11 protein-coding genes, 2 rRNA genes and 1 pseudogene are annotated in these 13,735 nt (G+C 68.7%); 12 read left to right on the top strand and 2 right to left on the bottom strand.

Annotation, left to right across the window (positions count from 1 at the left end; genetic code table 11):
- The 4 genes and pseudogenes from VMT65_RS30285 to VMT65_RS30300 form a co-directional block, all read left to right on the top strand.
- Positions 1–84 (top strand): 23S ribosomal RNA (locus VMT65_RS30285); the annotation flags it as partial.
- Positions 85–281: 197 nt separating this feature from the next.
- Positions 282–398: ribosomal RNA gene (gene rrf / locus VMT65_RS30290) — 5S ribosomal RNA — on the top strand.
- Between the two features lie 956 nt (positions 399–1,354).
- Positions 1,355–2,293: pseudogene (locus VMT65_RS30295) on the top strand (hypothetical protein); the annotation flags it as partial.
- 236 nt (positions 2,294–2,529) lie between these two features.
- Positions 2,530–3,426: an HAD-IIA family hydrolase gene (locus tag VMT65_RS30300; protein ID WP_326311933.1), complete on the top strand. Its 897-nt coding sequence runs from the start codon at positions 2,530–2,532 to the stop codon at positions 3,424–3,426.
- A gap of 4 nt (positions 3,427–3,430) precedes the next feature.
- Here the strand turns inward: VMT65_RS30300 and VMT65_RS30305 are convergent, their stop codons facing one another.
- On the bottom strand, positions 3,431–4,189 hold the full coding sequence (locus tag VMT65_RS30305) for a class I SAM-dependent methyltransferase (protein ID WP_326311934.1): 759 nt from the start codon (positions 4,187–4,189) through the stop codon (positions 3,431–3,433).
- Between the two features lie 173 nt (positions 4,190–4,362).
- On the opposite strand from VMT65_RS30305, the gene VMT65_RS30310 reads away from it, so the two are divergent.
- From VMT65_RS30310 to recN, 4 genes are read left to right on the top strand one after another with little or no spacing between them, the layout of a single operon-like run.
- The gene (locus VMT65_RS30310; RefSeq protein WP_326311935.1) at positions 4,363–4,674 is read left to right on the top strand and encodes a hypothetical protein; all 312 of its coding nucleotides are present in this window, start codon (positions 4,363–4,365) and stop codon (positions 4,672–4,674) included.
- 1 nt (position 4,675) lies between these two features.
- On the top strand, positions 4,676–5,596 hold the full coding sequence (locus VMT65_RS30315) for a TlyA family RNA methyltransferase (RefSeq protein ID WP_326311936.1): 921 nt from the start codon (positions 4,676–4,678) through the stop codon (positions 5,594–5,596).
- Complete coding sequence (locus VMT65_RS30320; protein WP_326311937.1) at positions 5,593–6,558, top strand: NAD kinase; 966 nt, start codon at positions 5,593–5,595, stop codon at positions 6,556–6,558. The genes VMT65_RS30315 and VMT65_RS30320 overlap by 4 nt, the downstream gene beginning before the upstream one ends.
- Entirely contained in the window at positions 6,536–8,317 is a 1,782-nt protein-coding gene (gene recN / locus VMT65_RS30325; RefSeq protein ID WP_326311938.1) for a DNA repair protein RecN, read from the top strand. The genes VMT65_RS30320 and recN overlap by 23 nt, the downstream gene beginning before the upstream one ends.
- A gap of 24 nt (positions 8,318–8,341) precedes the next feature.
- On the opposite strand, the gene VMT65_RS30330 is transcribed toward recN, so the two are convergent.
- The gene (locus VMT65_RS30330; protein WP_326311939.1) at positions 8,342–8,761 is read right to left on the bottom strand and encodes an SRPBCC family protein; all 420 of its coding nucleotides are present in this window, start codon (positions 8,759–8,761) and stop codon (positions 8,342–8,344) included.
- 146 nt (positions 8,762–8,907) lie between these two features.
- Here VMT65_RS30330 and steA point away from each other — a divergent pair, with 146 nt between their 5' ends.
- The 4 genes from steA (at position 8,908) to VMT65_RS30350 (ending at position 13,720) form a co-directional block, all read left to right on the top strand.
- Positions 8,908–10,119: a putative cytokinetic ring protein SteA gene (gene steA / locus VMT65_RS30335; protein ID WP_326311940.1), complete on the top strand. Its 1,212-nt coding sequence runs from the start codon at positions 8,908–8,910 to the stop codon at positions 10,117–10,119.
- A 7-nt stretch (positions 10,120–10,126) separates the two neighbouring features.
- On the top strand, positions 10,127–11,047 hold the full coding sequence (locus tag VMT65_RS30340) for a copper transporter (protein WP_326311941.1): 921 nt from the start codon (positions 10,127–10,129) through the stop codon (positions 11,045–11,047).
- A gap of 130 nt (positions 11,048–11,177) precedes the next feature.
- A complete protein-coding gene (locus VMT65_RS30345) occupies positions 11,178–12,902 on the top strand; it encodes a CTP synthase (RefSeq protein ID WP_326311942.1) in 1,725 nt (574 codons plus the stop codon).
- A 155-nt stretch (positions 12,903–13,057) separates the two neighbouring features.
- On the top strand, positions 13,058–13,720 hold the full coding sequence (locus tag VMT65_RS30350; RefSeq protein ID WP_326311943.1) for an NUDIX hydrolase: 663 nt from the start codon (positions 13,058–13,060) through the stop codon (positions 13,718–13,720).
- Positions 13,721–13,735: the final 15 nt, after the last annotated feature.

Here is a 13,735-nt window from a genome sequence, read left to right on the forward strand (position 1 = left end):
CAGACCATTGGGTTGATAGGCCAGAACTGGAAGCCCGGTAACGGGTGTAGGTGACTGGTACTAATAGGCCGAGGACTTACCAACAAAGAAGCTACGCGTCCACTGTGCAGTATCTGAAACAACACACGACCGTGTGTTGGAGAAGGATTTTCTAGGGGGCTTCCCCCTAGAACCCCCTTCTTCGAGCGCGGTGCCCCGTCCCTTTGGGAATGGGTGCTCGAGGGCAAGGCCCTCGATTCTCCCTTTCCCCGCGGAACGCGGGTGTGACAGTTTCATAGAGTTACGGCGGCTATAGCGGTGGGGAAACGCCCGGTCCCATTCCGAACCCGGAAGCTAAGGCCACCTGCGCCGATGGTACTGCACTCGACAGGGTGTGGGAGAGTAGGACACCGCCGGAACATCCTTCGCGAAAGGGGACCCAACACTGGGTCCCCTTTCGGCGTTTGACGACCCGCTGCCGCGTAAGCGGCTGGGGCGGCGTGATTGAATTTGGGGTGGCGGTTTCCAACCGCTGGCCCTCCTCACGCGCTCCAGCGCCGTGGCCGGGTACCGCAGGCTACAAGAACAGAGAGGGATCACCGTGGCGGAGCAGAACGACGACCGCAAACCCTTCCGCCGCAACAGCGGTGGAACCGGACAGGGCGGCTACCAACGGCGCGATGAAGGCGAACGCCGCGACCAGGGCCGCACGTACGGCGGCGGCCCGCGTCGGGATCGCGACGGCGGCGGCCGTGAGGGCGGCTTCAACCGCGGCGGTGGTTTCAACCGCGATGGCGGCAACAACCGCGGGCGTGACAATGACCGTGGCGGCTGGAACCGCTCCGAAGGCGACCGCGACCGCGGCGGCAATCGGGGTGAGGGCGGCCGCGGCGGCTTCAACCGTGGTGACCGCGACGGCGGATTCAATCGTGGCGGCGACCGTCGCGAGGGCGGCTTCAACCGCGGTGGCGAGCGCCGAGAAGGCGGATTCGACCGTGGCGAGCGCCGCGAGGGCGGGTACAACCGCGGCGGAAGCGACCGTCGCGAAGGCGGTTTCAATCGTGGCGGTGGTGACCGTCGTGAAGGTGGCTTCAATCGTGGCGGTGGTGACCGTCGTGAAGGCGGTTTCAACCGTGGCGGTGGAGATCGTCGTGAAGGTGGCTTCAACCGTGGCGGCGGGGATCGCCGCGAGGGCGGTTTCAACCGTGGCGGTGGTGACCGTCGTGAAGGTGGTTTCAACCGTGGCGGTGGGGATCGCCGTGAGGGCGGCTTCAACCGCGGGGACCGTCGGGAAGGCGGATTCGATCGCGGTGAGCGCCGTGAGGGTGGCTTCAATCGCGGTGGTGACCGTCGTGAGGGTGGCTACAACCGTGACGGCGGCCGTGACGGTGGCTTCAATCGGGGCGGCGAAAACCGTGGTGGCGGACGGGGATTCGACCGCGACCGGGGTGACGAGCGGAAGAGCTTCGGCCGCAACGGCTCCGGCGACGACCGCCGTGACAATCGCGACAATCGCGACGACCGGAATTTCGAGCGCGCCGAGAAGCGTTCGGGCGAGCGGTCGTTCGAGGATCGCGGCGATCGTCGCCGCGGCGGCGAGGGCGCGCGGGTCGGCGGCGGCAAGCCGGGCGAGCGGCGCACGGGTCGCCCCGATGAGCCGGTGCTCCCCGATGACGTGCAGGCCTCGGATCTCGAGCCCGCCGTCCGCCGCGACCTGCTGAGCCTGGACAAGGGCAATGCCGAGTCCGTGGCCCGGCACCTGGTGATGGTCGCGCAGCTGCTCGACGAGGATCCCGAGCTGGCGCTGGCACACGCTCGCGCGGCCCGGCAGCGCGCCGGTCGCATCGCGGTCGTCCGCGAAACCGCCGGTGTCGCCGCCTATCACGCGGGCGAGTGGGCCGAGGCGCTGTCCGAACTGCGGACCGCGCGCCGCATGTCGGGCGGCTCGGGACTGCTGGCCGTCATGGCCGACTGCGAGCGCGGCCTGGGCCGTCCCGAGCGCGCCATCGAGCTGGGTCGCAGCGACGAGGCCCGCGCTCTCCAGGGCGACGAGGCCACCGAGCTGCGGATCGTGGTCGCCGGTGCGCGCATGGACCTGGGCCAGTTCGATCAGGCCGTGGTCACCTTGCAGACCGCCGAACTCGACCCGTCCCGTACGGGTTCCGCCGCGGCCCGCCTGTTCTACGCCTACGCCGAGGCCCTGCTGGCCGCCGGGCGCGAGGAAGAGGCGCTCACCTGGTTCATGAACTCCGCCTCCGCGGACCTCGACGGCGAGACCGACGCCGAGGAGCGTGCGGCCGAACTGTCGGGCGAGGGTGACGGCGCGGACTGGACCGCGGCCTTCGACGATGAGGACGCCGAGGACGCACCGGATACCGAGGATGCGGCGGACACGGAAGATTCCGATGAGGCGGCCCCGGCCGCGAAGTCCGACGGCGACACCGAGAACTGAGTAAGTCGAAGTGACAACGACCGTGTGGCCGCGCAGCAGCGCCGCCGCACGGTCGTTTCTGATTTGCGGAAGCGCACAGCGAGGAGAGGGACGGCGTCATGCGATTGCGGGACCGGTTCGAGGCATTGCTATTGGATCTGGACGGAACCCTGTTCCGCGGCCACGAGCCGATTCCGGGCGCATCGGAGGCACTGCACGCCGGTGCCCCCGACCAGCGGCTGATGTACGTCACCAATAACGCCAGCCGCTCCGCCAGCGGCGTGGCCATGCACCTGCGTGAGCTGGGCTTCGACGCCACCGAGGACGAGGTGGTCACCAGCGCGCAGGCCGCCGCCCGCCTGCTCGCCCACCGGGTCGCGCCCGGTTCCACCGTGCTGGTGGTGGGCACCGACGACCTGATGGCCGAGGTGGAAAACGTTGGCCTGCAAGCGGTCCGCCGCTACGACGGCGTCACTCCGGCCGCGGTGATCCAGGGTCATTCCCCGCAGACCGCCTGGGCCGACCTGGCCGAGGCCGCCTACGCCCTGCGCTCCGGCGCACTCTGGGTGGCCGCCAACACCGACGCCACCCTCCCCACCGAACGCGGCCTGGCCCCCGGCAACGGCTCCATGGTCGCGGCGCTGCGGCAGGCCTCCGGCCTCGAACCGGTCGTCGCGGGCAAGCCCTATTCCCCGCTCATGGAGGACGCCCTCGAACGGGCCGGCACCCGTGACGCCCTCGTGGTCGGCGACCGTCTCGACACCGACATCGACGGCGCGGCCGCCACCGGCCTCGAATCACTCATGGTTCTCACCGGCGTGAGCACCCTCGAAGACCTGCGAACCCAAGCCCCCGACCGACTCCCGACCTACATCGCCGACGACCTGTCGGCCCTGAACCACCCGGTCGCCAACACCGACCCGATCCCGGCCGGCGCGGACCTCGCGGACGCGCTCACCGAGCGCCTACGTTCCTTCCCCGGCCGCCCGATCCCATTGGGCAAGATCGAAGTGTGAACTCTCACACCGGCTTTCGCGCCTCCACCAGGGTGCGGGCCGAGTATGCGACGAACGGGCCGTCGTCGATGATCCGCCGGTGCAGGTCGTACAGCCGTTCGCGATAGCCGTCGACGGTGAACCCCGGCACCATCCAGATCACTTTGCGCAGGAAATACACCACCGCCCCGATGTCCTTGAACTCCATGCGAAGTCGCTCGGGCCGAGACTGCACGATCTCCAGCCCGGCGGCCCGCGCCGCGGCGGCCTCGATGGCCGGATCGCGTTCGGCGCGAGCCTCGGGCTGCGGGCCGAGGAAGTACTCCACCAGCTCGAAGGCGCTGGCCGGGCCGACATGCTGGGCGAAATACGTGCCGCCCGGCTGGAGGACGCGCGCGATCTCGGTCCACCAGATGGTCGCCGGATGGCGGCTGGTCACCAGATCGAAGGCCGCGTCGCCGAACGGGAGCGGCGGTTCGTCGGGATCGGAGATCACGACCACACCGCGTGGATGCAGGAGCCGGGTGGCCTTGTCCAGATTCGGCGGCCAGGACTCGGTGGCGGCCATGGTCGGGGGGAAGACCTCGGCCTCGGCGAGGACCTCGCCGCCGCCGGTTTGGATATCGAGCCCGGCGCGGGCGGTGGCGAGTCGTCGGGCCTGCAGTTTCTGATAACCCCATGACGGGCGCTGCTCGGTGGCGCGTCCGTCGAGCCAGGAGAAATCCCAACCGTCGACCGACACCGTGTCGGCCTCGTGGATCAGTCTCTCGAAGTCGCTGTCCATTCGCTACATCCTGTCAGCCGGGCGCAAAGGGTTTTCGTGCCACGCGGACGAACCCGTCGAGGCCACGCTGGCGGGCGCATTCGGGCATCACGGGCGGGGCCGGTCGGGGAGGGGATCGGGATGCGGCGGGGTACGTGTGTTCGAATGCGAGTTCGGGTAGCGTTGTCGCCACGATGACTATGCCCACGCCTCACCCGCAGATGCCCGCACCGGGACGCACCGCAGCAATGCCGGGCCCGCGTCCCGGTATGCCGCTGCCCGGGCAGCATCTGGCGGCCGCGAATCAGGAGTTCGCCGACCCGGAGCGGGTCAAGGCGGATGTCGATGCGCTGTTGGCCGAATTGTCGGCGGGCGCACCGAATCCGGGCTTCCCGGGCGCGCCGACCGTGCATTCCGAGGGCACCGATATCGTGCGGCGGGCCAAGATTCTCGAGCAGGCGCACGACGTCCTCGTGCAGGCCCTGGCCACGGTGGACAAGATCTGAGGTGGCCAGGCGCGCGCGGGTGGACGCGGAATTGGTTCGCCGCGGATTGGCGCGGTCGCGGGAACACGCGTCCGAGCTGATCTCCGCGGGCCGCGTCCTGATCAATGGGTCGGTTGCCACCAAACCGGCGACCGGAGTCGAGGCGGGCACGCCGTTGCTGGTGCGGGAGGAGCCCGACGAGGTGCAGTGGGCCTCGCGCGGGGCGCACAAGCTGCTCGGCGCGCTGGCGGCATTCGAGCCGCAGGGCGTCACGGTGGCGGGCAAGCGCTGCCTGGATGCCGGGGCGTCGACCGGTGGTTTCACCGATGTGCTGCTCTCGCGCGGCGCCAAGGAGGTGGTGGCCGCCGATGTCGGCTACGGCCAGCTCATCTGGCGACTCCAGAACGATGATCGCGTCCAGGTGCACGACCGCACCAACGTCCGTCAGCTGACGCCCGAACTCATCGGCGGCACAGTCGAATTGGTGGTCACCGACCTCTCGTTCATCTCCCTGGCCCTGGTGCTGCCCGCGCTGGCCGCCTGCGCCGCGCCCGGAGCGGATCTGCTGCCCATGGTGAAGCCGCAGTTCGAGGTCGGCAAGGATCGGGTGGGAGCCGGTGGCGTGGTGCGGGATCCGGCCCTGCGCGCCGAGGCGGTGCGCGAAGTCGCCGCCGCGGCAGCGAAACTCGGACTTCGGACCCACGGCGTGACGGCCAGCCCGCTGCCCGGGCCGTCGGGCAATGTCGAGTACTTCCTGTGGCTGCGCAAGGAATCCGAACCGGAGAAAACCGGTGTCGAGGGCCAGGACCGGGCGGCGACCGCCAGCGGTGACGACGCGGGCGTCGGTGCGGCAGCCTACGATGCAGACGGTGGTATTGCGCAAGAAGAGGCCGCACGTGTCGCGGCATTGATCGATCGTGCGGTGCAGGAGGGTCCACAGTGAACGCGGCTAGCCCGGCCAGGGAAGTGCTGCTGGTCGCGCATCCGGGACGGCCGGAGATCACCGATACCGCGCATCGCGTGGCGAAGATCCTGTGCGGGGCCGGGATCGGCCTGCGGGTGCTCGAGGACGAGGCATACAGCACCCGCTTCGATGTGGACGACGACGGTGTCGCCGACGGCTACCCGGTGCGGGTCATGGAACACAATCCGGACGCCGCCGCCGGTACCGAGATGGTGCTCGCGCTCGGCGGTGACGGCACCTTCCTGCGGGCCGCGGAACTCGCGCGCCCTGCCCGGGTGCCGGTGCTGGGAATCAATATGGGCCGCATCGGTTTTCTCACCGAGGCCGAGGCCGATCATCTGGACGAGGCGCTCTCGCAGGTGGTGCGGCGCGATTACAACATCGAAGAGCGGATGACCATCGATGTCACCGTCCGCGTCGACGATGCGATCGTGGAGCGCGGCTGGGCCCTCAACGAGGCCAGTATCGAGAATGCCGCGCGCATGGGCGTTCTCGAGGTGGTGCTCGAGGTGGACGGTCGCCCGGTGTCCTCGTTCGGCTGCGACGGTGTGCTGATCGCCACTCCCACCGGATCCACCGCCTACGCCTTCTCGGCGGGCGGACCGGTGGTGTGGCCGGAACTCGAAGCGCTGCTGGTGATTCCGTCCAACGCCCACGCCCTGTTCGCGCGACCCCTGGTGACCAGCCCGGATTCGCGGATCGCGGTGGAAACCGTTGCGACGGGCCACGATGCGATAGTTTTCCTCGACGGCCGACGCACCCTCGCACTGCCGCGGGGCGGCCGGGTCGAAACGGTCCGCGGGACCGAACCGGTGCGGTGGGTTCGGCTCGATTCCGCGCCGTTCGCCGATCGGATGGTGCGCAAATTCCAGTTGCCCGTGACAGGCTGGAGAGGCCGACAGCGGATGGAGAGCACGAGTGCTGACAGAGATCAGGATTGACGGGCTTGGCGTTATTTCCACCGCCACCGCGCAATTCCATGAGGGTTTAACCGTTTTGACCGGTGAGACCGGTGCGGGCAAGACCATGGTGGTGACGAGCCTGCACCTGCTCAGCGGGGCGCGCGCCGACGCCGGCCGGGTACGCCTGGGTGCGTCGCGGGCCGTGGTCGAGGGCCGCTTCACCGTGGACGAGGTGCACGACGGCGCGCTCGGCGAGGTCGAGGAGGTGCTGGAATCCTCCGGGGCCGAACGCGACGACGACGGCAGCATCATCGCGGTGCGGACCGTCGGCAGCGATGGCCGCTCGCGCGCGCATCTGGGCGGCCGGTCGGTGCCCGCCTCGGTGCTCTCCGACTTCACGACGCCGCTGCTCACCGTGCACGGTCAGAACGATCAGCTGCGATTGCAGCGCCCCGACCAGCAGTTGCACGCGCTGGACCAGTTCGCCTCCGACACCGTGGCTCCGCTGCTGGCCAAGTATCAGAAGGCGCGGCGGATCTGGCTGGACAAGCGCGATCAGCTGCTCGAAAGGACCGCGCGCAGCCGCGAATTGGCGCTCGAGGCCGACCATTTGACGCAGTCGCTGGCCGAAATCGACGCCATCGCACCGGAACCGGGTGAGGACGAGCATCTCGTGCACGAGGTGCGTCGACTCTCGGACCTGGATTCGCTGCGCGAGGCCGCCTCGACCGCGCACGACGCGCTGGCCGGGCCCGCCGACTCGCCGGGTGAGGATGCCGGTGCCCTGGATCTGCTGGGCACCGCGCGCGCCCGCATCGAGGCCTCCGACGATCCGAAGCTGTCCGAGCTGGGTCCCCGTCTGGGTGAGGCGATCTCGGTGATCGTGGATCTGACCACCGAGCTGAGCTCCTACCTGTCGGACCTGCCGTCGGATCCGGGTGCGCTCGAGTCGATGCTCAACCGCCAGGCCGAGTTGAAGACGCTGACCCGCAAGTACGCGCCCGATATCGACGGTGTGATCAAGTGGGCCGATGAGGCGCGCACCCGGTTGGCCTCGCTCGATGTGTCGGAGGAGGCGCTGGCCGCGCTGGCCGCGGAGGTGGAGGCCGCCGCCGCCAAGGTGCGCGAGACGGCCGCCAAGCTGACCGCGGCGCGCACCAAGGCCGCGGGCAAGCTGGCCGCCGCCGTGAGCGCCGAACTGGGCGGTCTGGCGATGGGTCGGGCGCGGCTCGAGGTCGGTGTCGGTCCCGTGCTCGCGGGCGTGCAGGATTCGGCCCCGCTCATGATCGACGGCAAGGAGCTGCACGCCGGTTCCACCGGTGTCGACGAGGTCGAATTCCGTTTGGCCGCCCACTCCGGAGCCCACCCGCTGCCGCTGAGCAAGAGCGCCTCCGGCGGTGAGCTCTCCCGCATCATGCTTGCCCTGGAAGTGGTGCTGGCCAGTTCCGAACACGGCACCACCATGGTCTTCGACGAGGTCGACGCCGGTGTCGGCGGTCGCGCCGCCATCGAAATCGGCCGCCGCCTGGCCCGTTTGGCCCGCACCCACCAGGTCATCGTGGTGACCCACCTCCCGCAGGTGGCCGCCTTCGCCGACACCCACCTGGTGGTCGACAAGCTCGACGACGGCAAGGCCGTCAAGTCTGGCGTCAAGGCCCTCACCCAGGACGAACGCGTGGTCGAACTCGCCCGCATGCTCGCGGGCATGGGCGACACCGAAACCGGCCGCGCCCACGCCTGGGAACTGCTGACCACCGCCCACGCCGAGAAGGTCGGCGCGGCGGCCTCGGGGGAGTAGCCCGACTACTTCAGCGGACCGGGGCTACTTCAGTGCCTTGCGGACCGCGCCGATGAGCTGGTTGGTCAGGGCGCGCAGGCCGGGCTCGAGAATCTGATCGGGGACGGGCAGGCTGGGCTCGGATTCCATGGTGTAGACCACCCGGGTGCCGCCCGGCGCATCGGAGAAGCTGATGGTGCCGACGTGGCGCTTGACCGGCGCACCCGCGATGACGCGGTAGACCATGCGCTCGTTGGGGACCAGCTCGGTGGTCTCCTCGGTCGGGCCGACGGGGCCGAGGCCGAGGTGGTACTGCGCACCGACGCCGTTGGGCGCGCCGATACCGGGCTTTTTCAGCGTAACTTTGATGGGCACAAAGGGATTGATGCTGTCACGCTCGGTGAAGAGCTTGTAGACGGTCTCGCGCGGAGCGGGCAGAACAGTATCAACAGTGGTGCTGGCCATGAACGGAGCATATCCTTACCGGCCGGTAAGAAGATAGGCGCAAAGCGGACATGCGGAGTGGGTCGCGATCATCACTGTGACAGATGTGGCGCGTGAGCGGCGCGCCTCCACCACAGGTTGAGACTTTCGGGCAATTATCGTTCGTTATGAAGATGTTGGCCCTGCTTTCGCGCAATACCGAAACGCTGCCTGGTCTGACCGGCATGGCCCGGGTGGACCGGAACACGAGGCGGTTGCTGCAGCGGGTGGGGCCGGGCGACGTGGTCGTCCTCGACGAGATGGACCTGGATCGACTCACCGCCGACCGCCTGGTGGAGGCGCAGGTGGCGGTGGTGATCAACGCCTCGCCGTCGATCTCCGGGCGCTATCCGAATCTGGGCCCGGAAGTGCTGGTGGCCAATGGCATTCAGCTCATGGACGCGGTCAGCTCCGATGTCTTCAAGAAGATCAAGGACGGCATCAAGGTGCGCGTGGAGGGCGGGGTCGTCTACGCCGACAAGCTCTCCAAGAAGGAACCCGAGGCGCTCGTCGAGGGCATCGAGCTCACCGAGGCCACCATCGCCGAACGCATGATCGAGGCCCGCAATGGGCTGGCCGATCATCTGGAAGCGTTCTCCGGCAACACCATCGAGTTCATTCGCACCGAATCCTCGCTGCTCATCGATGGAATCGGGGTGCCGGACGTCGAAATCGACATGAAGAAGCGGCATGTCGTGATCGTCGCCGACGGACCCGACCACATCGAGGACCTCAAGCGCATCAGGCCGTTCATCAAGGAGTACGCGCCGATCCTGATCGGCGTCGGCCGCGGCGCGGATACCCTGACCCGCAATGGATATCGCCCCGACCTGATCGTCGGCGATCCCGAGGAGATCACCGCCACCACGCTCAAGTCCGGCGCCGAGGTGATCCTGCCCGCCGACACCGACGGGCACGCCAAGGGTTTGGAGCGCATTCAGGATCTGGGCATCGGCGCGACCACCTTCCCGTCCTCGGGCGCGCCCGCGGATCTGGCGCTGCTGCTGGCCGACCACCATGGCGCGTCGCTGATCGTGACCGTCGGCGCGGCGGCCTCCCTCGACGACTTCTTCGACCGCGGTCGCCGGGATTCGAATCCGGCAACCTTCCTGACACGCCTCAAAATGGGCACCAAGCTCATGGATGCGAAAGCCGTTGCGTCGCTGTACCGTCACCGGGGTTCCGGCTGGGCGGTCGCGCTGGTGGTGCTGGCCGCACTGGTCGCCCTGATCGTCGCCGTGCTGGCCACCCACATGGGCGGCGAGGCGCTGACCTGGGTCACCGATACCTGGCATCGCGGATCGGGTTGGGTGGAGCGGCTATTGGACCGGCACAGGTAGGGGACCCATGATTTCCTTTCGGCACCACGCGATTTCGATCGCCGCGGTTTTTCTGGCGCTGGCGGTGGGCGTGGTGCTGGGCACCCGCGCGCACGGCGGCGGGTTGTTCCCGGGCTCGGGGGACAGAGCGCAGGTCGACGAGCTACGCGCGGACAACGGGCGCTTGAACGAACAGGTGAAGGCCTCGGACGCGTTCCTTGCGGGCGCTGCGGGCAAACTTCTGGCCAATAGTCTGACCAACCGGTCGGTCCTCGTATTCACCACGCCCGACGCCGACAGCGGCGATGCCGACGCGGTCACCGCGGCGCTCACCACCGCCGGGGCCACGGTCACCGGCCGAATCGGACTCACCGGCGCGTTCACCGACTCCTCCGAGGGCGATCGCCTGCGCACCGCGCTGGTGAACGTGGTGCCCGCGGGCGCGCAGCTCAAGATCGACGCCGTCGATCAAGGCAGCCTCGCGGGCGATCTGCTCGGTCAGGTGCTGCTCACCGATCCCACCTCCGGCCAGTCCCGCGGCACCCCGCAGGAGCGCGGCCTGGCCCTGGAAACCCTGCGCGGCGGCGGCTTCCTGACCTTCGCCGATGTGCAGCCCGCCCAGCTGGCCGTGGTGGTCACCGGGGACGGCGCGCGGGCCGAGGAGAACAATCGCGGCACCATCATCGCCCGGTTCGCCGGCGGGCTGCGATCCCACAGCGCCGGTGTGGTGCTGGCGGGTCGCTACGGGGCTGCCGAGGGGCCGGGCGCGATCGCGGTGGCCCGCTCCGAGGGCGGACTGGCCACGGTCACCACCGTCGACAATGTGGACCGCGAGATCGGCCGCATCACCACCGTGCTCGGGCTGACCGAGCAGCTGAACGGCGGAACCGGGCGGTACGGCACCGGCGCGAAGGCGACATCGCTCACAATCGCGGCCATGCCCCGCTGACCGGAGTCCGAGAAAAGCCGACCGCGACACGGGAAAAAGCGCTCGCGACACGCCGGATCGAGCCAATCGGTGGCAACCGGTGCGCGCGCCGTTCGATCGGGTCCGCCGATCCGTGTTACCGTGAAGACCCGTGGGTAATTCACGGATTCCGGCGCGCGCGGCCACGAAACACATCTTCGTCAGCGGCGGTGTCGCCTCTTCACTCGGTAAGGGCCTGACCGCCTCCAGCCTCGGTCAGCTGCTTACGTCGCGCGGGCTGCGCGTCACGATGCAGAAGCTGGATCCGTACCTGAACGTCGATCCCGGCACCATGAACCCCTTCCAGCACGGTGAGGTGTTCGTGACCGAGGACGGCGCGGAGACGGACCTCGATGTCGGTCACTACGAACGCTTTCTGGACCGCGACCTGTCGGCGGACGCGAATGTGACCACCGGCCAGGTGTACTCGAAGGTGATCGCCAAGGAGCGCCGCGGCGAGTACCTCGGTGACACCGTGCAGGTGATTCCGCACATCACCGATGAGATCAAGAGCCGCATTCTCGCCATGGCGGGACCGGACCTGCACGGGCAGGTGCCGGATGTGGTGATCACCGAAATCGGTGGCACCGTGGGCGATATCGAGTCGCAGCCGTTCCTCGAGGCGGCGCGGCAGATTCGCCACGAGGTGGGTCGCGACAACTGCTTCTTCCTGCACGTCACGCTGGTGCCCTACCTGGGCCCCTCCGGCGAGCTGAAGACCAAGCCGACCCAGCACTCGGTGGCGGCGCTGCGCAATATCGGTATCCAGCCGGATGCCCTGATCCTGCGCTGCGACCGGGATGTGCCGCAGGCGCTCAAGAACAAGATCGCTTTGATGTGCGACGTGGATGTGGACGCCTGCATCTCGACGCCGGACGCGCCGTCGATCTACGACATTCCGAAGGTGCTGCACCGGGAAGGCTTGGACGCCTACGTCGTTCGCCGCCTCGGCCTGCCCTTCCGGGACGTGGACTGGACGGTCTGGGGCGACCTGCTGGATCGCGTGCACAACCCGCGCGAGGAGGTCACCGTCGCGCTGGTCGGCAAGTACGTCGATCTGCCCGACGCCTACCTGTCGGTCACCGAGGCGCTGCGCGCGGGCGGGTTCGCCTCGCGGGCCAAGGTGAACATTCGCTGGGTGCAGTCCGACGAGTGCGAGACCGAGGCGGGCGCGCGCTCGCATCTGGCCGACGTGGACGCGATTCTCATTCCCGGCGGCTTCGGTATTCGCGGCATCGAGGGCAAGGTGGGCGCGATCCGCTACGCCCGCGAGCACAAGATTCCGCTGCTGGGTCTGTGCCTGGGTCTGCAGTGCGTGGTCATCGAGGCGGCGCGCTCGGTCGGCCTGAAGGACGCCAACTCGGCGGAGTTCGAGCCCGACACCAAGTACCCGGTCATCTCCACCATGGCCGATCAGGAGCAGATCGTGGCCGGTGAGGCCGATCTCGGCGGCACCATGCGCCTGGGCGCGTACCCGGCTGTGCTGGAAAAGGATTCGCTGGTGGCCGCCGCGTACGGTGCGACCGAGGTCTCCGAGCGGCACCGCCACCGCTACGAGGTCAACAACACCTACCGCGACAAGATCGCCAAGAGCGGCCTGAAGTTCTCCGGCACCTCCCCGAACGGCCACCTGGTCGAATTCGTCGAGTACCCCGCCGACCAGCACCCCTTCCTGGTGGCCACCCAGGCCCACCCGGAACTCAAGTCCCGCCCCACCCGCCCGCACCCGCTTTTCGCGGCGCTGATCTCGGCAGCCCTGAACTACAAGGCCGCCGAACGCCTCCCGGTGGAGATCCCCAACGAGCTCCCCGCCGAGGCCGAGAAGGTCTCCAAGTAACCCGCCGCACAACGCAGGCACCCCCGAACCGCCCGAGCACTCCCCGGAGTACTCGGGCGGTTTCGCGTTCCGCCGACTCGCCTGTGGACGTGTTGTGTGCCACGGGAGTCCCGGGGTGCGGTGGGGGTGGTCGGGGTTCGCGCTACGGTTCTGGGGTGACCTCCTCCGATTCGGCACCCGGCACCCATGATTTCGATGTTCTGTCCAGTCGCACCGTGTATTCGGGGGCGATCCTGGCCTTGCGGCTGGACCAGGTGGTCATGCCCGGGGGGAAGGTGGCCGAGCGGGAGGTGATCGAGCATCACGCGGCGGTGGCCGTGGCGGCATTGGACGCGGACGACAATCTGGTGTTGATCAATCAGTATCGGCATCCGATCGGGCGGCGGCTGTTGGAGCTTCCGGCGGGGTTGTTGGACAAGCAGGGGGAGGATCCGCTCGAGGCGGCCAAGCGCGAGTTGGCCGAGGAGACCGGGCTGGCGGCGCGGGAGTGGTCGGTGCTGGTCGATGTGGCGCTCTCGCCCGGCTTCACCGATGAGGCGTTGCGCGTCTATCTGGCCACGGACCTCTACGAAACCGACCGCCCCGACCCGGAATTGGAAGAGGCCGACATCCAAATTCTTCGGATGCCCCTGGCCGAGGCCGTCCAGGCCGCCCTCGCGGGCGAAATCACCAATGCCACAGCGGTCGCGGGCGTGACCGCCCTGATGACCGCCCGCTCCACCGGCGCTACCCTCCGCCCCGCCGATGCCCCCTGGCCCGGCATGCCCACCGCGTTCCTCGACCGCAAGGCGCGCGGTACCGGCGGGTCCACCGCCTAGATCCCGATTGGGAAA

This window comes from Nocardia sp. CDC153, from assembly GCF_035818515.1.
In the GTDB taxonomy this organism is placed as follows: domain Bacteria; phylum Actinomycetota; class Actinomycetes; order Mycobacteriales; family Mycobacteriaceae; genus Nocardia.

Bases quoted from the DNA above. Each gene is read 5' to 3' on its own strand.
- VMT65_RS30300 (WP_326311933.1), top strand. From the start codon at position 2,530: ATGCGATTGCGGGACCGGTTCGAGGCATTGCTATTGGATCTGGACGGA.
- VMT65_RS30305 (WP_326311934.1), bottom strand. From the start codon at position 4,189: ATGGACAGCGACTTCGAGAGACTGATCCACGAGGCCGACACGGTGTCG.
- VMT65_RS30310 (WP_326311935.1), top strand. From the start codon at position 4,363: ATGACTATGCCCACGCCTCACCCGCAGATGCCCGCACCGGGACGCACC.
- VMT65_RS30330 (WP_326311939.1), bottom strand. From the start codon at position 8,761: ATGGCCAGCACCACTGTTGATACTGTTCTGCCCGCTCCGCGCGAGACC.
- steA (WP_326311940.1), top strand. From the start codon at position 8,908: ATGAAGATGTTGGCCCTGCTTTCGCGCAATACCGAAACGCTGCCTGGT.
- VMT65_RS30340 (WP_326311941.1), top strand. From the start codon at position 10,127: ATGATTTCCTTTCGGCACCACGCGATTTCGATCGCCGCGGTTTTTCTG.